This window comes from Flavobacterium circumlabens (assembly GCF_004345565.1).
Lineage (GTDB): Bacteria > Bacteroidota > Bacteroidia > Flavobacteriales > Flavobacteriaceae > Flavobacterium > Flavobacterium circumlabens.
The window spans coordinates 380378-402644 of record NZ_SLWA01000005.1; the positions used below are offsets into that span (position 1 = coordinate 380378).

Annotated in this window: 21 protein-coding genes, 1 pseudogene and 1 riboswitch; of the genes and pseudogenes, 6 read left to right on the forward strand and 16 right to left on the reverse strand. The window is 36.7% G+C overall.

The window, feature by feature from the left end; all coding sequences use genetic code 11:
* Positions 1-62: 62 nt before the first annotated feature.
* The 6 genes from yiaA to EV142_RS14600 form a co-directional block, all read right to left on the reverse strand.
* On the reverse strand, positions 63-461 hold the full coding sequence (yiaA, locus tag EV142_RS14575; RefSeq protein ID WP_127339826.1) for an inner membrane protein YiaA: 399 nt from the start codon (positions 459-461) through the stop codon (positions 63-65).
* Positions 462-474: 13 nt separating this feature from the next.
* Positions 475-1149, reverse strand: coding sequence for a TIGR02117 family protein (locus EV142_RS14580; protein WP_132036580.1), 675 nt, complete (start codon positions 1147-1149; stop codon positions 475-477).
* A 139-nt stretch (positions 1150-1288) separates the two neighbouring features.
* Positions 1289-1825 carry a DUF4252 domain-containing protein gene (locus EV142_RS14585; RefSeq protein ID WP_132036581.1) on the reverse strand — a complete coding sequence of 179 codons (537 nt, stop codon included), beginning with the start codon at positions 1823-1825 and terminating at the stop codon, positions 1289-1291.
* 1 nt (position 1826) lies between these two features.
* On the reverse strand, positions 1827-2354 hold the full coding sequence (locus tag EV142_RS14590; protein WP_132036582.1) for a DUF4252 domain-containing protein: 528 nt from the start codon (positions 2352-2354) through the stop codon (positions 1827-1829).
* 15 nt (positions 2355-2369) lie between these two features.
* Positions 2370-2828, reverse strand: a complete 459-nt coding sequence (locus EV142_RS14595) for a hypothetical protein (RefSeq protein ID WP_132036583.1) — start codon at positions 2826-2828, stop codon at positions 2370-2372.
* Positions 2815-3324, reverse strand: a complete 510-nt coding sequence (locus tag EV142_RS14600) for an RNA polymerase sigma factor (protein WP_132036584.1) — start codon at positions 3322-3324, stop codon at positions 2815-2817. The genes EV142_RS14595 and EV142_RS14600 overlap by 14 nt, the downstream gene beginning before the upstream one ends.
* 171 nt (positions 3325-3495) lie before the next feature.
* Between EV142_RS14600 and EV142_RS14605 the strand changes: the two genes are divergently transcribed.
* Complete coding sequence (locus tag EV142_RS14605; RefSeq protein ID WP_132036585.1) at positions 3496-4971, forward strand: S41 family peptidase; 1476 nt, start codon at positions 3496-3498, stop codon at positions 4969-4971.
* Positions 4972-5044: 73 nt separating this feature from the next.
* Here the strand turns inward: EV142_RS14605 and EV142_RS14610 are convergent, their stop codons facing one another.
* From EV142_RS14610 to EV142_RS14645, 8 genes are all read right to left on the reverse strand, one after another.
* Complete coding sequence (locus EV142_RS14610; protein ID WP_132036586.1) at positions 5045-6010, reverse strand: T9SS type A sorting domain-containing protein; 966 nt, start codon at positions 6008-6010, stop codon at positions 5045-5047.
* A gap of 58 nt (positions 6011-6068) precedes the next feature.
* Positions 6069-7103, reverse strand: a complete 1035-nt coding sequence (locus EV142_RS14615) for a DUF5074 domain-containing protein (protein WP_132036587.1) — start codon at positions 7101-7103, stop codon at positions 6069-6071.
* Positions 7104-7106: 3 nt separating this feature from the next.
* Positions 7107-8942 carry a TonB-dependent receptor plug domain-containing protein gene (locus tag EV142_RS14620; RefSeq protein WP_132036588.1) on the reverse strand — a complete coding sequence of 612 codons (1836 nt, stop codon included), beginning with the start codon at positions 8940-8942 and terminating at the stop codon, positions 7107-7109.
* 27 nt (positions 8943-8969) lie between these two features.
* Positions 8970-9173: riboswitch (cobalamin riboswitch) on the reverse strand.
* 68 nt (positions 9174-9241) lie between these two features.
* A complete protein-coding gene (gene cobC, locus EV142_RS14625; protein ID WP_132036589.1) occupies positions 9242-9778 on the reverse strand; it encodes an alpha-ribazole phosphatase in 537 nt (178 codons plus the stop codon).
* Positions 9763-10560, reverse strand: a complete 798-nt coding sequence (locus EV142_RS14630) for an adenosylcobinamide-GDP ribazoletransferase (RefSeq protein ID WP_132036590.1) — start codon at positions 10558-10560, stop codon at positions 9763-9765. Before EV142_RS14630 ends, cobC begins: the two co-directional genes overlap by 16 nt.
* Before the next feature lie 62 nt (positions 10561-10622).
* Positions 10623-12302, reverse strand: coding sequence for a nicotinate-nucleotide--dimethylbenzimidazole phosphoribosyltransferase (gene cobT, locus EV142_RS14635; RefSeq protein ID WP_132036591.1), 1680 nt, complete (start codon positions 12300-12302; stop codon positions 10623-10625).
* Positions 12303-12414: 112 nt separating this feature from the next.
* Complete coding sequence (gene cobU, locus EV142_RS14640) at positions 12415-12939, reverse strand: bifunctional adenosylcobinamide kinase/adenosylcobinamide-phosphate guanylyltransferase (RefSeq protein WP_132036592.1); 525 nt, start codon at positions 12937-12939, stop codon at positions 12415-12417.
* A 164-nt stretch (positions 12940-13103) separates the two neighbouring features.
* Entirely contained in the window at positions 13104-13466 is a 363-nt protein-coding gene (locus tag EV142_RS14645; protein ID WP_132036593.1) for a DUF5522 domain-containing protein, read from the reverse strand.
* 173 nt (positions 13467-13639) lie between these two features.
* On the opposite strand from EV142_RS14645, the gene EV142_RS14650 reads away from it, so the two are divergent.
* The 3 genes and pseudogenes from EV142_RS14650 to EV142_RS14660 all read left to right on the forward strand — a co-directional run.
* Entirely contained in the window at positions 13640-14782 is a 1143-nt protein-coding gene (locus EV142_RS14650) for an ABC transporter substrate-binding protein (protein WP_132036594.1), read from the forward strand.
* A 5-nt stretch (positions 14783-14787) separates the two neighbouring features.
* Positions 14788-15816, forward strand: coding sequence for an iron ABC transporter permease (locus EV142_RS14655; protein ID WP_371311642.1), 1029 nt, complete (start codon positions 14788-14790; stop codon positions 15814-15816).
* 112 nt (positions 15817-15928) lie between these two features.
* Positions 15929-16639, forward strand: a pseudogene (locus tag EV142_RS14660) (ABC transporter ATP-binding protein); the annotation flags it as partial.
* Positions 16640-16810: 171 nt separating this feature from the next.
* Here EV142_RS14660 and EV142_RS14665 read toward each other — a convergent pair.
* Together EV142_RS14665 and EV142_RS14670 are read right to left on the reverse strand one after the other, a co-directional pair.
* Complete coding sequence (locus EV142_RS14665; RefSeq protein ID WP_132036596.1) at positions 16811-17266, reverse strand: tRNA (cytidine(34)-2'-O)-methyltransferase; 456 nt, start codon at positions 17264-17266, stop codon at positions 16811-16813.
* Positions 17267-17341: 75 nt separating this feature from the next.
* A complete protein-coding gene (locus EV142_RS14670) occupies positions 17342-17926 on the reverse strand; it encodes a pseudouridine synthase (RefSeq protein WP_132036597.1) in 585 nt (194 codons plus the stop codon).
* Between the two features lie 140 nt (positions 17927-18066).
* On the opposite strand from EV142_RS14670, the gene EV142_RS14675 reads away from it, so the two are divergent.
* Complete coding sequence (locus EV142_RS14675) at positions 18067-18426, forward strand: hypothetical protein (RefSeq protein ID WP_132036598.1); 360 nt, start codon at positions 18067-18069, stop codon at positions 18424-18426.
* A gap of 370 nt (positions 18427-18796) precedes the next feature.
* Entirely contained in the window at positions 18797-22246 is a 3450-nt protein-coding gene (locus EV142_RS14680) for a T9SS-dependent choice-of-anchor J family protein (RefSeq protein ID WP_132036599.1), read from the forward strand.
* Positions 22247-22267: the final 21 nt, after the last annotated feature.

Here is a 22267-nt window from a genome sequence, read left to right on the forward strand (position 1 = left end):
TGAAAATGGAGCCTTTTTTGTGGTTAATCTGGAAGTTGGTTTAATTAATAGTTTTTTAAATATTATTCATTAGAGATTGACATATTGTCTCTTGTATTTTTTTGAACTGAAATAGCACCAAAGAGTGCTAATAAAAAAGCAAAAGCATAGAAGCCTTTTTCGCTTGGTAAAATAGTAGCATTCCAAAGTCCGACAACTAAAAGAACAATTGATAAAAGAGTTCCGAACCAGCAAATACCGTAATAAATGTCAGTCACAGGTAAGTTTTCCAATCGGTCCCTTACACTTTTTTGCAATGAAACTACGGCAAAAAGGCCAAACATTAAAACGGTAAAGTAATATCCTTTCTCATTTAATAACATTTCGGCTCTGGCAAGTCCTACTATAAATCCTACTGTTCCGGCTCCAAGAGCTACCCAGGATGCCGCTATAAAGGCATTCGATGTTTTTTGTTGTGTCATGTTTATATTAATTTTATTTGTATTTCGAAAAAATTCCGGAATCTGTAGCCGTCCAGAAGCAGGACTTCTGGCCACATGCTTTTAATCCGCTGTTGGCCCAGGTATTGCAGGTGTGCAGCATACTATAACTTCCGTTAGCTTCATAAAAGGCATCGGTTTTGCTGTAATTGGCATCCGTTTTTATAGGCAGATAATTGCCGGAAGCATCTTTTTGGAAACTATTGTTAATGTAATTTATGAGACGATCGTATTGTTCTTTGCTAATCATCATTGATTTGCAGTCCTCTCCTAATCTCATTTGTTTGTAATAAGTTGCATGAATGGCAGTAGTACTTAAGCCTGTTGCGGCTTTAAAAGCAACAGAAGCTTTTAAATCGGACCATTCGGGAGTTTCTAAGTAAAAACCTTTGTCGCCCCATCCCATAGCGATGTATTTATAAGTAGAGTCTGCAGCTTTGGTGTTTTTATATTGAATTTGTTTGCTCCAGTCGATCTGATCGTTTTTGACAGGCATTACAATATCGGTGTGAACGCCATTGGTGAGAATAAAAATTTCAACTTCAGGTTTTGTGTTTTCTTCTTTGGCAATTGTAATTTTTGAAAGTGAAAAAGCCATTATAACGTAGAACAAAAGAAATCCTGTAAAGACCAAAATTACTTTTAAAAGAATTTTAAATATTTTTTTCAAGTTATTTATTTTTTTTCAAATGTAACTAAATTAAGTTCACCTCAAAATTAATTTAAAAGAATTATGACGAATAATCTGTTTAAATCCCGGAAATAAAAAAAGCCTCCTAATAGAGGCTTTTTGCTTAAAAGTAAGATTGTTATTTAATGAACTGTTGTAATGGTTTTAATTGTTCCATGTCGATTTTGGATTGTTTTAAAACACTCATTAAAGTCATGATGTTATTCGGATTCATGTCTTTTCCCAACACGCGTACTACGGCAAATCCGTTTTCTTTTCTGTTGACGAAAACCACAAATTCTTCAATGTTTTCATCGGTGCCGACATAACTTATCGATGCGCCTTCTTTACCAGAGCCAAACTTCATTAATTCCTGATATTTCGGATCTTTTAAGATTGCTTTTACTTTAGCCCTTTCCGTTTCAAACGCTGTCGTGTTTGTTGCATTTGCTTTGAAGGCAAGAATGTTCATCTTGTCAAAAGAGTTTAAAGCTTCGGTTTGTGCTGCAGATAATTTTGCTTTATCTAAATTTAAAATAGAAGGGGAGACATCAAGGGCAATAAAATTTTTGTTGTCCGTATTTTCTACAAAATATTTTTGCAATGAAGGTTTAGATTCACAACTTATCAAAGTTAATAAAGCTAAAAGGGCTGAGGTAAAAACGCTTATTTTCATCTTATTTTTTGCCTTTAGAGGCTTTTTTTAAGTCAGAACCGCCCGGAAGCTGCATTTTGTCTGTTAGTACTGAGATTTCGTTTAAGTCAAAATTACCGGTAAGTGATAATAAAACCGATTCTTCGTTTTTAGCGCCATCAATAAACATCAGCAATTCTTTTACCTGTGTGTCGCTGGCACCTGATTTCACTAAAATTTTAATGTTTTTACCGCTATCATTTACGCGCATTAGTTCTTCTAAGCCTGCTGTTTTAATGTATTTATCGGCAGAAGCTTTCATTTCGGCTTCGACTTTTGGATTTTTAGTGGTGAACACTTTTAAATAGTCTAGCTTTTTAATCAGTTTAATGTATTGTTGTGTTTCTTTATCAGTAGCATCCACTTTTACTTTGCTCATTAAATCGAACATTTTTTTGTTTACAATTACGGATGTTACATCGTCCTGACCGTCAAATTTGTCAAAAGCGCCCTGTCCGTAAAAAATAGTGGTAACGAAGGTGAAAACTAGTGTTATGATGAAATTTTTCATTTTATTGAATTTTAATTATTGTTTGAAAATTTTGTTTTTTGATTGTTCGTATTCCTTAATGTATTGTACACTTCCGATACCTACATTTACATTGCTTGACAATAAGGATAAAGCTTTTTGCGTTGCCGCCATGGCTTCTTCAGGATTGTCGTAGGTTCCTAATTCTGATTGCGCTACAACCGGAGCTGCATTTTTTTCGATCACAAAAAAATAGGTTCCAATTCCCAGTAAAACAACAAAGGAGGCTGCAATCGATAACCACGCCACATTTCGTTTTTTAGTTTGTAGTGGTATTTCCTGCGTTGATTTTTGTTCTTTTACCTGAGAGAAATAACCAAACATTGGTTTGTACTGCTCCAGATGCTGCGCAACATCCGGTGAAGAGAAATATTCTTTTAATTCGTTCTCTTCGGCAACAGTTGTTTCTCCCTGAAAGTATTTTTCTAGTATATTTTCTATTTTATTTAATTCCATAACGGTGTGTATTAAGCATTGATTCTCTAATTTTTTTTCTCGCTCTCGAAAGGGCTACCCGGATAGCCGTTTCATTCATATTGACAATTTTCGCAATTTCATCAAATTCATATTGTTCAACATCGCGTAACTGAATTAATATTTGTAATTGTTCGGGCAGTTGGCTTATAATTTTCTCCACCCATTCTAAACTGTCCGCATCTTCCAGTTTTTTGTCTAACTGAGGCTGACGGTCTGTAAAATTATTGTGTACAATCTGCAGATTTCCTGCTCTTTTAGATTTTAACTGATCCAGGCAATAATTTTTGGTCATGGTCATCGCCAGTGCTTCAACACTATTGTAGGCTTCCAGTTTTTCTTTTTTATTCCATAATTTAACAATTACTTCCTGAGTTGCGTCTTCAGCTTCTTCCGTACTGGTAAGCAATCTTTTTGCCAGACGAAAAACTTTGTCTTTGAAAGGATTTATTAATTCTATAAAAACAATCTGATTCATAAATCAAGGTTATTTATTAGCTTGTATATAAGGAAGACGAGGCACAATTCTTTTTGTTACAATCAACTTCAAAAAAAATATTAAAAAAATATTAAAAAAAAGACATATAATGTATTACAGTTAAAACTAAAGATACTATTTTTACGTTAATAGTGTTATAAATACCATTTTATGAAAACAATAGTAAGAAGTTTATTGTTATTACTTTTACTCGCTTTTTCTTTGCAATCTTGTGAGGATCAGGACGATGTTGATTCTCCTGCAGATTTACAAATAAATGATTTTATCTGGAAAGGGTTGAATCAGTTTTATTTGTGGCAGGCTGATGTTCCCAATTTAGCTGATGATCGCTTTAGTAATCAGGAAGCTTTGAATTCTTTTTTATCGGGATATTCTGAACCTGAAAACTTATTTGAAAGTTTATTAAATAAACCGAGCAGTAAATTTCCGAAAGGAGAAGCTATAGATCGTTTCAGTTGGATTGTTTCCGATTATACGGTTTTAGAGCAGGAACTTCAAGGGACTACCAAAAACGACGGAATAGATTTTAGATTGAGTTATAAACCGGGGAGCTCTACAGATCTGGTGGGTTATGTACGTTATATTATTCCTAATTCAGATGCTTCAACAAAAAATATAAAACGAGGAGATCTTTTTACAGGAGTAAATGGAACTCAGTTGACCGTTTCAAATTACAAACAGCTTCTTCTCGAAGCAGAAAGTTATACGTTGAATTTAGCACAGTATAACGGAAGTACCATAGAGACGAATGGAAAAACAGTTTCACTGGTGAAGACCACTTTGGATGAAAACCCGATTTTGATTAACAAGGTGATTGTTTCCGGAAGCCATAAAATTGGTTATATGATGTATAATGGTTTCTATGCCAATTATGACACACAATTGAATGATGCTTTTGGACAATTAGCCGGACAGGGAATTACCGATTTTGTTCTGGATTTAAGATATAATGGCGGAGGATCAGTTCAGACTGCGACACGTTTGGCCAGTATGATTACAGGACAATTTAAAGACCAGATTTTTGCCAAGGAAAAATGGAATGCTAAGGTGAATGCCTATTTTGAAACGGAGGACGCGGAATCTTTAAACAACAGATTTGTAGATAATATTGAAGGAAAACCATTAAACAGTCTGCGTTTAAGTAAAGTATACATACTGACAACAAGTGGTACTGCATCTGCAAGTGAATTAATTATCAACGGATTGGCACCTTATGTGACAGTAGTGCAGATTGGTGATTATACGATTGGAAAAAATGTAGGGTCTATTACATTATACGATTCTGAAACCTTTACCAAAAGTAAAGTGAATCCAAATCACAAATATGCGATGCAGCCTTTGGTTCTTAAAATTGTTAATGCTGCCGGTTTCGGAGAATATACGGATGGGCTTAAGCCAACGATTCAGCAATTGGAGTATGTTTCTAATTTAGGGGTTTTGGGAGATCCTTCTGAACCTTTACTAAATACAGCCATTGCAAATATTACCGGTACTGCCGCCAAAAAAGTACAACAGGACAGAGGAAAAGCACTTAGGACTTTTATAGATGCCAAGGCCATGAATGGTATCAGAAACCAAATGTATGTTGATAAAGCTCCCGAAGGACTTTTAAGAACACTAAAATAAATTAAAAAGGCTTTCAGAAATGAAAGCCTTTTTTAGTAATATAAAATTATCCAAAAAACTAATTCTATAAAAATTATCTTATAACGATTCTTTTCGTTGTTTTCTTTTCATCAATTGTTATTTCAAACAAATAAATTCCAGGACTCAAATCAGAAACCTGAATGGCATTGTACTGTGCAACAGGAAGCTTTTTTCTAACGGTACCTGCGATATCATAAATCAAAATACTACTTTGCTGATCTGTATCTAAATAAACAATGTCAGTAGTCGGATTTGGATATAGTGTTACAGAAGTCAAATCGAAATTTTTAGCACTCAACACCGTTTTCTGATTGATTACACCAACGGCATTCAAATCAAATCCGCCCGTTGGATAAGGAGTAGAGTAGGGATCATTAATAATATTTCCTAAACTGTCGTGAGAAGCATACAACGGATTAATAGTTCCAATAACGTCGATTACCCTTACATGAGTGATATTGTTTTTATCTAGTAAAGCATTATTAGGAACGTCGGATAAATCAAACGGAGTTCCGAAATTCACACGATATTTTCCGGCTAAGTTGTTGATATATCTGCAATCTACAGCTCCAAAACCACCAATTTGACTAGTCGTCTGTGTTTGACTGTGCGATGGAAATCTAAAAAAGTTAACTCCGTTAGAGCTAACTTCCACAAAAGCCAATTCCAGGAACGTATCCGAAAATCCGTTTTCGAAAACGGCAAAATCAAATCCGGGACCATTTACAATTGGAGTAGCAAACGTAAGCGTTGCGCTTCCGCCGTCACCTAAACAAACAACGCTTGTACTGGTTCCGCCTAATGCACCACTGGGATCACCGGTCGAAGCCAAAGGACCTGTTGGATTTGCAATATCCTGAGGGCCTCTTACCACGTTAATTCCGGTTGCCCAACTCTTAAAAACAGTACTGCTTTTTGCTATTGCAGTGCTTCCGGTCTGTCCCGCTGCCGGAGCATACGATTGTGCTGTAAGTACCGCAGGGGCTAATAATAAAGTAAAGAGTAATTTTTGTATCATAATAGCTTAGTTTAAAAAAATACCCTTATAATTTTTATAAGGGTATTTTCGTTAGTAATTAGTTATTGGAATAAAAACCGTTTGGCCCAATACCAACAGTTAAGGTTTTTAATACAGTTCCGGTTGAAGAATACACCGTAACAATTCCGTCTTGTGTAAATCCGTTTGCATTACCCGAATAAATTTTCCCGTCAATAACTCCAAATCCATAAAAAGTAGAATATTGAACATACGAAGTAGTAAAAATGGGAGTAGTGCTAAACGCTGTAGCGGTCAGGTCCATTGCGTATACGCCACCATCTTTAGTGTAATAAATTTTACTTCCATCAATATCCATATTTGCTGCCCCTTTTAAAGCAGTAGATTCTATAGATGTTGCAGTGTCAGAAGTTGTGTTAATTTTGAATAATTTGCTTTTTGTATCATTTCCACACAATACATATACACTTCCATTTTTTTCTTCGATAGAATTAATACCTTGCTCAACAGTAATAGTTGTCAAGACAGTATTGGTTGCAGGATTAATTACGGTTACTTCATTTCCAGAACCATAAGCACCATTCATAACGTAAAGCTTATTATTGGCAACCACAATTCTCTCAGCTGTTTTACCTACAGGAATTGAAGCTATATAAGCATAAGTTTTAGCATCATAAATCGTTACAGCCTGAGAAATAGCATTGGTTACATATAGTTTGTCATTGAAAACAACACTGTAACGCGGGTTTTCTAATTTTGTAGTAATAGTTGCCAGACTTTTAAAAGTATAACGATTAACCACTTCAACTTCATTGGAGTTGTTTACCACAATAAAAGCTTTCTCTCCGCTAAAAGTCATAGACTGAGCCACATCACCTAAAACTGTTGGTGTATTTACAAGCTTGAAAATATCGTTTTGAAACGTAGCCAAATCATTCGAAACATAGGAAACAGAAGCATTAGGAGTTCCAAAATTCCCTTCATTTAAAATGAATATGCCATTTTCATACGCACCTAACGGAACTTCAATTTCGGGAGTGTCATCGTTACTACTACAAGAAGCAAATAAAAATGCAGATGCAATAATTCCTAAATAAAGATTTTTTAATTTCATGTTTTAATAGTTAAGGTTTAAATAAATAGTTAAATTCCGCCCGGGCATAAAACGGCTCGGCAGCGCTTCATATTTTTCATTCCACAAATTGGCCACTTTAAGACCAACTTTGAAAGTGTTTTTTTTGCTGAAATTATAATCTGTTCCGATATTGGAAACATTATACGCGTCCAGAATATATTTTGGGTTGTTGTCGGAAGTAGTAAATATTTCTCCCGTATACATAATCTGATAATACGCGGAAAGCTTTTTATAATAGTACGATAACGATCCCGTCAGTTTGTGATAAGGAACATAAAAAAGCTGTTTATTTGTTATGTCATCCAAGGAAACCGTGTAACCATAAGTTCCGCTAAAATCAAAAGTATGTTTGTTGACGTTTTTTTTCCATCCTAAAAGTGCTTCAGCACCATAAATAGTAACTTTGTCGGTATTTACCGGAGACCAGTTTCCGCTGTTATTGGGCAGCCATCGAATCATATCTTTGATTTTCATTCCGTAACCCGTTATGGTCAGTCTGAAATCTTTGTAGCTAAACTGATTTCCTATTTCTGCCTGATAGGAACTTTCCGGTTTTAAATCCGGATTTCCGCTGCCTTCCCAGTACAAATCGTTGAAAGTAGGAACTCTGTAGTTTCTGGATACATTGAATTTTAACTGATAAAAATCGGAGAAATTATAGCGTGAGCCCACAGAAAAAAGAACCGGACTTTTATAAACATCCGAAACCTCTTTTCGGGCGCTCATTTCATAATTCCATTTTTCCGTAAGAATGTGTTTCCACAAAAGACTTGCACCGCCAATTTCTCGGCTGCTACGGCCAATTCCGGAACCAATTCCATCATTTTTCGTATAATCTAAAATGGTGCTGATTTTGATTTTCGAAGATAATTCGTAATCAATATCATATTTTCCGATAAAACTTTTAACGCCTCCCGAAGTAAATCCGTCTCTGTTGATGTCTTCAAAATAATTATAGTGCTCGGTAATGTAAGCCAATCTCAAATTCGAAGCGAATTTACTGAAAGAGCTGCTCCACGTTACTAAATTTCGGGTATTGTAATCCTGATATTTTGTTTTGGTTGCATTGGGAGATGTGAGTGAAAAATGACGCTCACCATCGTATATTTCACTGTAAAATTTAATACTGTTATTAGTATTGATTTTAAAGCCAACTGCGGCATCAAGCGTATTGTTATAATATTGTCCATTAAGGTTATGGGCATCCTGACCAACAAATTTAAAATCATTATCGGAGCTGTTACGGGTAAAGCTGGCATCAAAACTCCATTTTTTTGTAGCGGCCGTAAGACCATAAATGGCACTTAAAGTATTGAATTCCCCGTAATAAATCTGAAAGTCATTTTTGAAAGTATCCGTAAACTTCAAATCATTATTTAAGTGAATGGTTCCTCCAATGGCACCGCTTCCGTAAATAACACTTCCGCCTCCGGCTTTTACATCGATAGAATTAAAACCACGGGTCGAAATCGTATTAAAATCAGTTTGTCCTAAAAGCTGGGAGTTGATGTTGATTCCGTTCCAGACTACTACCGTTTGTTGTGAGGTAGTTCCCCTGAAAGAAGGCGAAGAAGTCATTCCGAGACCATTTTCCTTAAAATAAATAACCGTATTGTAATTTAAAAGAGAAGTCAGTGAAGCCTGATTTCTATTAATGATCGAGTCGCTTAATCGTTGAACGGATTGTGTATTCGAGAAATTCTTAAGATTGGAGTCGGATACAACAACTTCTTTCAGTTTTGTAATAGAGTCTTGCTGCGCCGAAATAATCTGGCACAGGAAAAGCAGGCAAAAAGCAAAACGTTTTTTTAAAGTCATAATTTCTACACTCTTTTTCCCGAGAGTTCGATATTTGTTACAAAGGCAGGTCTCCTGGCTTGCGTCTTGTTGTTTACCTTCCCACCCGCCTTGGCGAGCAGTGGTTTGTAGCTAACAACAAGCGTTCTTTACGAACTTAGCTTACAGTTGCGGGTACAGCTCAGGATTTTACCTGATTCCCTTTTAATGTGTTTGTGATATTACAACACAACCTTAAATTTCGTGCAAAGATAGAGTTAAAATTATTGAATATTCAAATTTGTTTTGCTTTTTGAATTGAATTCTAAACAAATCAAGTTTTAAAGTTCTATTTTGATGACTTCTCCAAAGTCTGCTTTGTTCTGAAAAGCATCTTTTAAAGGCAGTGAAGTTTGATGACAAAGGAAGCTTCTGATAACTCCGGCATGTGCAACAATAATTATAGATTTATCTGTTTTTTTCGAAAGCTGCTCCGCTAAAAAAGCACCAACCCGTTCATGTAATTCGACAAAAGATTCTCCATTTACAGCGCTGACGTTTACAAAATCTTCCATCCACGGATTAAGTTGTTCCGGTGGAATACTATTCCAGTTTTTCATTTCCCAGTCTCCAAAATTCATTTCCATTAATCTTTCGTCTTCCTGATAAGAAATGGTTTTTATTTGGTTTTGAATGTGTTTTGCCAATATCACACAGCGTTGTAAAGGGCTGGAGAAGAGAATTGCTTCGGATGGTAATTGGGAGGTAATGTTTTCAAAAATTAAATCAAAAGGTTCGGCCAGACTAACATCAGATTGTCCGTAACAAATTCCTTTTTCGCAAGTGGTCTCCGTGTGACGAACTAGAAAGATTTCCATACCAAAAGAATACTTAAATAATAAATAACTTCACAAACCTGCTGAGTGGCACCGAGACAATCTCCCGTATAACCGTCAATCCATTTTTGAAAATACCGGGCTAAAAAATACCGGGTCATGAAAACCGGAATTAAGACCAGAAGAAGCTGATATTTAAAATAAGAGAGCACAAACAAAGGCAGTAATCCGAAGAAAAAAGCACCTAAAACTTCTTTCCAGGTATTGCTTTTTGCAATCGGCTTACTCTTGCTGGAAGCATCATCTCTTGAATATTCATACGTAAAAATAATACTTATGGCTGCCAGACGACTCAAAGCATGCGCTGAAACAAACAACAGCAAAATTGGTGAAACCGAAAACGGAAGACCAGTTTCAAAAAGCAAAACAGATTCTGAAAGCAATTTGAATTTTAGCAAAAAAAGCAAAACCAGACCAATTGCCCCGTAAGCGCCAATAGCACTGTCTTTCATAATCATCAGAATTTTTTCTTTGGTCCAGCCGCCGCCAAAACCATCGCAGACATCTGCAAAACCATCTTCATGAAAGGCACCGGTTGTCAGTACAGAGGTAATAATTGCTAAAATCACCGCAATTTCCGTTGACAGAAAAAGAGAAAAAATATAAAAAGCCAGAAAAGAAATGCTTCCCACAATCCAGCCGATTAAAGGAAAGTAACGTGTGGCCTTATTCAAATAATCCGGATGGTGATCAATGTTTTTCGGACAGGGAATTCTGGTGTAAAACATTAAAGCAGTAAAGAAAATATGGAGTTCTTTTTTCATTTAAAAATTTATGTATTGATAATAAACTGACACTGACACTGAAAACTGACAACTGAGACTGTCTACTTCCGACTCACCCCCGCATTTTCAAAAGTAGCCATTTCATTCAAAAAAGCTTCCGCTGATTTTAAAATAGGTAAAGCGATTGCACAGCCCGTTCCTTCGCCCAGACGCAAATCTAAATTTAAAACAGGTTTTGCACCTAAATAATGTAATAATTTCTGATGTGCATGCTCAGCTGAAACATGGCAAAAAACCGCATTTTCCTTAATATTTGGATTCATTTTGGAAGCAATCAGAAAAGCCACACTGCAAATAAAGCCATCTACTAAAATCAGCATTTTGTGATTGTAAGCGGCTAACATTCCGCCGGCCATTTGTATAATTTCAAAGCCTCCAAAATAAGCCAGTTGTGGTGCGATTTCGGCTTGACCGGAATAATTTTCAATGGCCTTTTTTAATATATTTTGTTTCTGAAGTAACTTTTCATTTTCAACTCCAGTTCCTTTTCCGACGCATTCTTCAATTGGGAAACCCGTTAGAAGACTCATTAAAACAGCAGCCGTTGAAGTATTTCCGATTCCCATTTCACCAAAACCAATGCAGTTGCAGGCTGTTTTGGCGATATCGTCTACGATAGTTTTTCCTTTTTCAAAACACAATTGCAGTTCTGTTTCGCTCATAGCGGGAACATGTAAAAAAGACTGCGTTCCTTTTGCAATTTTGGCATGAATCAATTTAGCATTGGTTGGAAAATCATAATTTACACCGGAATCTACAATCGATAAGGCAATATTATTTTGATTGCAAAAAACATTGATGGCCGCACCGCCTTCCAGGAAATTATGCACCATTTGTCGCGTAACATCCTGCGGATAAGCACTGACGCCATGATTGGCAATTCCGTGATCTGCAGCAAAAACAACAATATTCGTATTTTTTATTTTTGGATTTAAAGTTTCAAAAACACTTCCCATCTGGAAAGCTAAGGATTCTAAAACCCCTAAAGCGCCAATAGGTTTGGTTTTAGAATCAATTTTTCCCTGTAAAAGCTGGCTGAAACCGACTTTGTTTTCATTCGGAGCCTGAGAATTGAATTCAAAATTGGAAACTTCCTTTTTCATCACCGTTTTGATTTCAGTACAATCCGGAACCTCCGATTTCTGCTTCCAGTTTAATTGCTGCAGCATGGGCTGGTTATCATAATTGGTGGCGGGTTTTCCAATGCAGAAATATCCGAGCGGCTCGATGTTTTCCGGTAAATCGATGATTTTTTTAAATTGGTAATAATTCAAAATCGAAACCCAGCCCATTCCGTAACCTTGTTCCGTAAGCGAAAGCCAGATGTTTTGCGCTGCGCAGACCGAACTGAATTTAACGGCTTCATTACTGCCCACCGTTCCGATCGTAAACTGATTTAAAACCGATCTGTCGTAAGCAATGATCAGCCCGATTGGAGCTTCTTCAATGGCTTCCAGTTTCAGGGATTGGTACTGTTCTTTTTGTTCCGGATTGTCGGTCAGTTCTGCAGCTTTTGTATTATACTCTGAAAATAAATTCTTAATAGCACTTTTAACGGCTGCCGATTTAATGATATAATACTTTGTAGCATCGGTAAGCCCAACCGAAGGCGCCCAATGTCCTGCCCGCAAAGCATTTTGTATCACTTCATCAGGGACTTCTTCGGAAGTAAAATGTCTGGTATCACGGCGCGATTGTAATATATCATCTAAATAGCTCATCTGTGTAATTTTCAATTTTTAAATTCCAAAAAGGAATCCAATAAGAATTTCATGTTTAAGTAAAGATAAAGTGTCACTTTGGAATTTGGAATTTCAAAATTTGAATTTCTTTTTAAAATTTGGATTTTTCCCCTTTGATGGTAACAGGAATTCCGGAAACCATCAGTACCACTTCGTCTGCTTTTGCGGCTAAAAACTGATTCATCCAGCCTTGCAGCTCGGTAAATTTTCTGCCGATATGAGTTTCAGCATGAACGCCCATTCCAATTTCGTTGGTAACAATTATCAGGGCTGTATTTTGTTGTTGGGCTATTTTTTCAAATTCAGCTTTGGCCTCTTCCAGAGATAAGGAGACGTCATTTTTAGTATCCACAAAAAAGTTGGTTAACCAAAGTGTTACACAATCAATTAAGGCTACTTTTCCGGTGAAATCAATCTCACTCAAATGTTTTTCTTTTTCAACGTTCGTCCAACGTTCGTCACGTTCCTGTTGGTGTCTGTCAATTCTGTTCTGGAAATCCGAATCCCATTTTCTGGCTGTCGCCACATAAATCGGCGCATCCGAAAGTTGTAAAGCCAAATTTTGAGCGTAACTGCTTTTGCCGGATCGTTCACCGCCGGTAATTAGATAGATCATTTTATGCTATGAATTAAAAGTTGTCAATTGGGAATTATTGGGGCGTTCCCTTCGGTCGGGCTATCCACTTTATCTTTTGTTTTTTAAAGAAAAAAACAAAAGGATGCCGTTCCTATCCCTAACGCAGCCACGAATTTATGAATTTATAATTCACAGGAAACAATTCAATACGGACAATGTCTGCATTCGTTTCCGCAGCAAGTTCCTCTTTTTAGGTGAAACCACGCTTTGAAAACATATTTTTCATTCTCAATATAATAATCAATTCCTTCTATTAATTGTTCAGTTTTGGGTAAAGCCGCTGCTTTATTGTGAAGGGCTTTTTCCGGGGTAAGGGTTTCAATATAAGCATCTATTTTATCTTCACATGCTTCTTTAAAGCAAACCGGACAAAGACAGTCACCGCCTTCAGAAAGATTAAAAATAGGAGGGTAGTCATTGCACCAACATTTGTTTTCAACAGAAATATCTCCGCAGCTGAAAGAAGATTCACAGCCTGAGCAAACTTTTGTTTTTGTGGTATTCATGTAGGTAAAAATAAGATTTGTTTGATTTTGTAAGAATAAAGGTAAACAAAAAAAATAGAAATTGGTTTACCTTTGCCCTTATTGAAATGTAAATATGAAATTCTAATAATTCAAAAATCATATCTGTTCAGAAGAATTACAAATACCATACCTTAAAATTATATAACCTAAAGATGAAACATTTATTACCTAAATTTATTTTTATTTTTTCTTTCCTGCTCCTGGTTGGATGTAAAAAAAATGAGGAGACAGTAGCTGCCAGTACTGCAACAGCAAAAAACATTATCGAGTATGCTTCGGGGCTTTCTATTGTGAAACACGAAGGATATTCGGTGGTAACGGTTTCAAATCCATGGCCAAATGCCAATAAAAAATTCACTTATATCTTAAAAGAGAAAGAAGCTAAAGTGCCGGACAGCTTACAATCGTATACCACCATAAAAGTTCCTTTGGAATCAGTTGTAGTGACTTCAACAACCAATATTCCGTTTCTGGAAATGCTGGAAGTAGAAAATAAACTGGTTGGTTTTCCTCATACGGATTATGTTTCTTCAGAGAAAACAAGAGCATTGATTGATAAAGGTTCTGTTAAAAATGTTGGACAAAATGAAAAATTAAATGTAGAACAGCTAATCGAATTGTCACCGGATCTGATTGTGACTTTTGGTGTAGACAACAACAATCCGATGCTGGATAATTTAAAGAAAAGCGGCCTGAATGTTTTTATCCAGGCCGACTGGATGGAACAGTCCCCACTTGGAAAAGCAGAATGGATTAAACTGTACGGAGCCTTATTTGGTAAAGAAGATAAAGCCAAAGAATTGTTTGATAAGATTGTTTTGAGCTACAATCAGGCTAAGAAATTAGCGGCAGATCAAAAAGCAACTTCAACGGTTTTGTACGGATCGATGTATGAAGATGTCTGGTATGTTGCGAAAGGAAACAGCTGGGTAGCAGAGTTCATGAAAGATGCACATGCCAATTATTTATGGGCAGATTTAAAAGGAACCGGAAGCGAAGGTTTATCCTTTGAAAAAGTTTTGGTGAAAGCCAAAACAGCTAATATCTGGATAGCGGCCGGATCGTTTAAAACGCTGGAGGAGTTTGGGAACACGAATCCGCATTATACTCAGTTTGATGCTTTCAAAAATAAAAACGTGTACACTTTCGAAAGTCAGTTTGGAGCAACAGGGGGAATCATTTATTATGAATTGGCACCAAGCCGCCCCGATTTAGTTTTAAAAGACTACATCAAAATTTTTCATCCTGATTTGTTACCGGGTTATGAACTTACTTTTGCATCCAAATTAAATTAAGCCAATTGATTCATAAAAAGCGAAATATAGTCCTGTTTATTGTGCTGGCTGTAGCACTTTTGTTTATGTTTTTTCTGGACATTAGTTTAGGGTCGGTTACTATTCCGTTTAAAGAAGTGTATACCAGTCTGACGGGTGGGAATGCCAGTAAATCGACCTGGGAATACATCATCATTAATTATCGCCTGCCTAAAGCGATTACGGCTGTGTTGGTTGGCGTTGGGTTGGCTGCAAGTGGTTTGCTGATGCAGACTTTATTCCGGAATCCGTTGGCAGGCCCGGATGTTTTGGGATTGAGTTCAGGAGCTATTTTAGCGGTGGCTGTTGTTATTCTGGGCGCCGGTTTTTTACCGTCTTTTTTCAATACCGTTTTACTATCGCCATACGCAATTGTATTGGCGTCAACTTTAGGCAGTATTTCAGTATTGCTTTTGGTTTTATTAGTGGCACAAAGGCTAAGAAACACAATGGCAATCTTAATCGTCGGACTTATGTTTGGCAGTTTTACCAGTGCTATTGTGGGGGTTCTGACTCACTTTAGTTCAGCAGAGCAGTTGCAGAAATTTACCTTTTGGTCACTGGGAAGTCTTGGAAATCTTTCCTGGACGTCAATTTGTATTTTGGCAGTCTGTGTAAGTTTAGGTCTTCTTTTAAGCGCGAGCAGCATTAAACCCTTAAATGCGTTGCTTTTAGGCGAAAATTATGCTAAAAGCATGGGGCTGAATTATAAGAAGGCCAGATTAATTATCATATTTGCGACCAGTATTCTGGCCGGAAGTATCACCGCCTTTGCCGGTCCGATTGCTTTTATTGGTCTGGCAGTACCTCATATTGCAAAGCTTACTTTTCAAACCAGTAATCACAGAGTTTTATATTGGAGTACGTTTTTTTATGGTGGAATCATCATGCTGTTTTGTGATATTGCCTCACAGTTACCGGGATTGGAAACAACCTTGCCAATTAATGCCATTACTTCTATAATTGGTGCGCCTGTTGTCGTGTGGTTATTAATGAAAAAAAGGAATTTTCAGTAAACAAAACTCAGAATCTTAGCCGCTTACAACTTTAGCACCTAAAAAAATGAAAACAATTCTATCTACATCAGATTTAAGTATTGGCTACAAGTCCAAGAAAACAACTGTGACTATTGCCCAAAACCTGAATTTAAATCTGGGTGCGGGAAAACTCATTTCTCTGATTGGAGCAAACGGAATAGGAAAATCGACTTTATTAAGAACCCTCACAGGAATTCAGCAGCCGTTAGCAGGAACCGTTTTTCTCAATAATAAAAATATAAATACCTATAAACCTTTAGCTTTAGCACAGAATTTAAGTCTGGTGCTGACTGAAAAACTCCCGCCCAGTAATCTGACTGTTTTCGAATTAGTCGCCTTGGGCCGCCAGCCATACACCAATTGGATTGGAACTTTAACGCCCGAAGACATAACCAAAGTCAATGAGGCTTTGGCGCTAACCCAAATCAGTCATCTGGCGCTTAAAAAACATTTTGAAATAAGCGACGGACAATTGCAAAAAGTACTGATCGCAAGAGCGTTATCGCAGGATACACCGCTCATAATCCTTGACGAACCTACAACGCATCTTGATTTGCTTCACAAAGTTTCGCTTTTCAAATTATTGAAAAAACTAACGCAGGAAACCCAAAAGTGTATTCTCTTTTCGACTCATGATATTGATTTGGCAATTCAATTAAGTGATGAGATGATTATTATGACTCCCGATGTAATTGTTCAGGATGAACCTTGCAACTTAATTTCAAAAGGAAGTTTTGCAACTCTATTCAAAGACGAACATATTGCTTTTGATGCAGAAAAAGGGAAGTTTATTATTACTTAGATTTTTTTTCAGGAGCTAATCCTGCTGTCCACTATATCTTTTGTGGTGAACCCCACCACAAAAGGACGCCGTTCCCATCAGGGCTGGGAGATCAGTTTTATAAGAAATTAGTAAGTTACAATTACGAAATATTATTAAATCTCATTTTACCATTCAATAATTGATATCAGACTAAACCTTTAATCCAATTTGTCTTTTAGCTTCTCCCACTACAAAGGCAACAGAATTGGCAATATTAAAGCTTCGGATCAATTTTGACATTGGAATTGTCAGGTGGTTTTCAAAACGGGCCAGAACTTCTTTGCTTAAACCTACGCTTTCTTTTCCGAAAACCAGCCAGTCCCCATCCTGAAAATCGGTTTGCAGGTAGGATTTCTCGGCATGTGAACTCATCAGAAAAACACGCGAATGATCCGGAATTTGTCTGATCCATTCTTCAAGATTGCCATATTCGGTCACATCAAGATGCACCCAGTAATCGAGGCCGGAACGTTTTAGGTTTTTGTCATTAATCACAAATCCAAAAGGGTGAATTAAGTGCAGACGGCTTTCGGTACCCACACACAATCGTCCAATGTTTCCGGTATTATTCGGGATTTCAGGTTCTACGAGAACAACGTTTAGCATTATTTTTTTGAGTTATGAGTTATTAGTTATGAATTATAAGTTATTAGTTGTGAAAATTATCAAATTATCAAATTATCAAATGGGCTCATTATCTAATTTAAAAAAATCCTGAACTTCAAGGACTTCACCGGCTTTTAAGTTTTGCAAATATACATTTCCTATCCGGACCCGAACCAATCGTAAGGTTGGAAAACCAACAGCAGCGGTCATTTTTCGAACCTGACGAAACTTGCCTTCATTTACCGTTATGGATGCCCATGACGTCGGCCCATGACGTTCATCCCTGATTTTTTTGGCTCTTGGACCAAAGTCCGGAATTTCTGTAACGATAAAAGCCTTGCATGGCCTGGTTCTGTACTTGCCGCCATCAAAACCAATTTCGACACCTTTTTGCAGTTGTTCGATGGCTTCGGCAGTAATGACACCATCGACCTGTACATAATATTCTTTATCGACTTTTTTGCTTCTGATCTGTTCGCTTACCTTTCCGTCGGTTGTCAGTAAAAGTAATCCTTCAGAATCTTCATCTAAACGGCCGATTGCCATTGTGCCTTCGGGAAAATCGTGTAATTCCCCCAGAAGCTTTTTCTTTCTTTTTAATTCATAAATAAACTGACTCAGATAGCCGTAAGGTTTAAAAAGAATGAAGTGCTGGTGCATGTTTTATTTTTAGGCAAAGATAGTTTTGTTTGATTATAATTGAAAGAAGAACGTTTTATTATCCAAAAGCTATGTTAAAGCATTCCGTTTTCGGATATAGAATTCGTAATATTATAATAAGAATTTTAAAATATAAAAATATGGAAACTAATAATTTAGGCTCTAAAAAAATAAACGGAGTACAAAAAGACAGCGAAGAATCTAAAGGTAAAAATGTTTCTCATGATCATAAACCGGAAACAAAATTGCAGAAAGAAGTAGTCACAGATACAGATGGCAACAAAGAGGTGGTAAACCGTGCCAGAAATGAAAATGAAAAAATAGAGAAAGTTTCAGATCAAACCGATGGCGAAAGTTCAAATCGTGGTGTTGCCGGGGAAGAAGAGGTGAAAAAAACGGTTGAAAACAAAGATAGGAATTCTGATATCACGCCAAATCGTTACCCTAATTCCCACCCGGATAATCATGAAGACAGAGGAAACATGAAATTAGATGAATAGCATGCATTAATTTTAAATTGTGACACTTCTTAAAATCGTTGGGATACCATGGGTTTAGATGTATTTTCGGATATAAAATTAAAGACTTTCTAACTTTGGAGAGTCTTTTTTTTGTTTATTTTTCACATAATAAAAATAATAATCTAAGGTTATTTCTTATAAATCACTATATTGTAAGTAAATTTTTCGGATAATGTATAATGCTGTTAAACCTTATTATAGCTGATAATAATGAAATAAATTTGCTGATAATTTCCTTTTAGTTAGCAGATGTTCATCAATTTGGATGCAATAAGTTTAAGATTTTACAATATTCCCTTAATATTAAAGACTATAAATTTGATTTCTAAAAACCCCTATTTTCAAACGTATGAAAAACATTTACTCTTTACGCAACGTAATCGCTTATTTTAGCTTTTTTTGTTGCTTTTCGATGAGTCTTGTGGCACAGACCATGCCGGCAGCTCAAAGTTTACCGTATACACAGGACTTTTCGTTTGCTGCAACAGTAGCGACGTATCCGGCTGGTTTCCAAGGCTGGACGGTATCAACATCAAATCCTTCAGGGACAAGTCAATATGCCACAGCTGCCACTATGGTTGCCGACAGACCTTTGGCAATTAGTAGTACCGCTGCCATAAGTAGTGGTAATTTTCATAATTACGATGGAAAAATCGGCTTCCTGAACACGGGTTCTCTTGATTTGGCTATAGGATTTGCTTTCTCAACAGTGGGTCAGACTGCTATTCAGGTTAAATATGATGCGATGACCATTCGTAATCCTTATGATATACCACCAGCAACCGGTAGTACACGTATAAATGAAATGGTGTTACAATATCGTGTTGGCACAACTGCTGCTTTTGTTTCCTTATTGCCAACTGCTTATGTTAACAATGACGTAAAACAGATCACTGCTGTTACCACACCGCAGAATTTAAAAACCATAAAAGTAACCTTGCCGGCAGAATGTGAAAACCAGCCTGTTGTGCAAATTAGATGGATTTCCAAACAAAATTCAGGCGGAGGCTCACGTCCTTCTTTTGCGATTGATAACGTAGATGTAAGAAGTGATATTGCAGCTCCGGTAAACGCAACAGGTTATCCACAAGTAAGTACTGTATTGTCAGACGGTTTTGATTTTTCTAATAAATTAGATGAAGCTGGTAAAACGTATTATGTTTTATTGCCTTCAGGAAGTGCGGAACCAACGGCAGCCCAAATAAAATCGGGTCTTGATGCCAGTGGAACTGCAGCTTTACAATCCGGTTTTTTAGACATTACAGATCCTTCACAGGTGTATGTGAAAACCTTTACCGGTTTGGTTATTAATACTTCGTACGCTGTTTTTTCTATTTCTGAAGATCTTTACGACAATATTCAGTCCACAGTAAATAAAGTTGAGGTTACTACTTCAAGTGTTGTAATTCCGTCTTTATCCACATCAACTACTTCATTGGATTTAGGATTTTCTGAAGCAAATTTTGATTCGGAAACATTGTCTTATCAGATTCAGGGAAGCAATCTTACGAATGATGTTGTAGTTACTGCGGGAGCTAATTTTTCAATTTCTAAAGACAATATCAATTTTCAATCTTCGTTAACGTATAGTGTTTCTGATTTTGTTTCAAATGCAACACCAACGGTTTACGTGAAGTTTGCTCCAAATGCAACGGGTATTTTTTCGGGTCAGATCACACATGAATCAACCGGCGCAGCAACTAAAACGGTTACTCTTAAGGGAACGGGAATTAATCCTTATGTACAGGGTTTTAATGATACCAATGTTTTCACCAACAGTGGCTGGACTCAATTTAATATTGCGGGTGCCATTAATAAGTGGTCAACGACTACGGTGGCAAGAAATGTGAATTCAGGAACCGGAGCGGTTCTTATGAATGGTTTCTCAGATAATGGAGCCAGTAAGGATTGGTTGGTTTCACCAAGATTACGTTTAGATAATTTTAATCAATTTCCTTTATTGTCCTTCTACACGCGTAAGTTTTATGCAGGTCCGGGTTTAAAATTGATGGTTTCGGTTGATTATGACGGAAAAAGCAGTCCTGAAACTGCTACATGGACAGAAATAAATGGTAATTTCCCAACTGCAACAGGAACTTACGTACAGTCACAATATATAAATTTAGGCGCTTATAAAACAAGTCATACCTATTTGGCCTGGGTTTATGAAACGACAGCCGGAGGATCTAATAATGCTTCAGAATGGTCTTTTGATGATTTTGCTGTTACTAATGAGACAGGTTATGTGGCTTCAAATCCCGTTTTAGATTTTGGCGACGTAAGTCCTGACACCGTATCAGCCGGCAAGGCTTTTGATTTTAAAGCGGATGGTTATGGGGACATTACCGTTACTGCCCCTTCAGATTATCAGATTTCTTTAGATAATACTTCTTTTCAATCCAGTATTGTTGTCAGTGCTGCAGACGCAGTGGCGGGTAAAATATTGTATGTGCGATTTACACCTTCTGTAAAAGCATTAACGATTGCAGGTGCATTAACGGTGACCGGAACGGGGCTAAACAAACCAATCGGAGCCTTAACCGGTTCGTCCTTGCCAAAAGCAGAAACTTTTGATGTTGTGACGTATAATCTGGAGTTTTTCGGTACCGACGTAAAAGATAAAAGCGGAACTGAATTCGGCCCAACTGATGATGCTTTACAAATAGAGAATGTTGCCAAGGTAATGAATAAGTTAAATGCCGATGTATATGTGGTACAGGAAGTTTCGGATGATCCTGCTATAGATGCTTTGATCCAGAAAATAAATATAAACGGAAAAACATTCGATAAAACAACATCCACTTCCTGGTCTTACTCTTTTCTTCTTAATGCAGACCCCTATTTTCCACCTCAAAAATTAGTGGTTCTTTATAACACACAAACTACTACTGTAAAAAACACGAAAGTGTTGTTTAAGGATGTATATGATGCTGTTCGTGCCGGAACTACAGTTTTACCGGGTTATCCCGGAACAGAAACTCCTCAAATTAATGATGATAGTTTTTTCTCCTCAGGCCGTTTGCCTTATTTGGTTCAGATTGAAACTAATATTGGCGGAATCAAAAAAGAAATTAACCTGATTGATCTTCACGCACGTGCTAATAGCGGAAGTGATATGATGAAATACAATCAGCGTAAATACGATGCAGAATATTTAAAAGAAGCTTTAGATACAGAATATCCAAATTCGAATTTAATGATTTTGGGAGATTTTAATGATGATGTAAAAATATCAGTTGTGGGACCAACTATCCCTTCGTCTTATCAAAAAATAGTAGAAGATACAGACCGTTACAATACATTAACATTAGGAATAAGCCAGGCAGGAGCCTATAGCTTTTTAAGTTCCGGAGGATTTTTAGATCATATTGTTATTTCGAACGAACTAACAGATCAATATATTCCTAACTCAATTGCAGTGTACGATCCGCGTACGGATATTTCAGGTTATACCACTACAACTTCGGATCACGGACCGGTAATTGCCCGTTTTGAATTAAAAGCGGATAATCTGGCTACAACTGATTTTGAAAACAAAAACGGATATTCTGTTCAGGCCTATCCTAATCCTGCGTCAGATGTTGTAAACGTTACAGTGAAAACAGCAGATGATAAAAATCTGAAATTAAGGGTTTATGATCTATCAGGACGTTTAGTAGTGAATCCAATTGAAATAAAAGGAACTCAGGAAAAAAATAACTTAGTGATTCCGGTCAGTAATCTTAAAACCGGCGTTTATATTTATACTTTGACTGAAAATAATAAGGTTATTTACAGCAACAAAATTATTAAGAAATAGACATTCTATTTTTTTAAACCA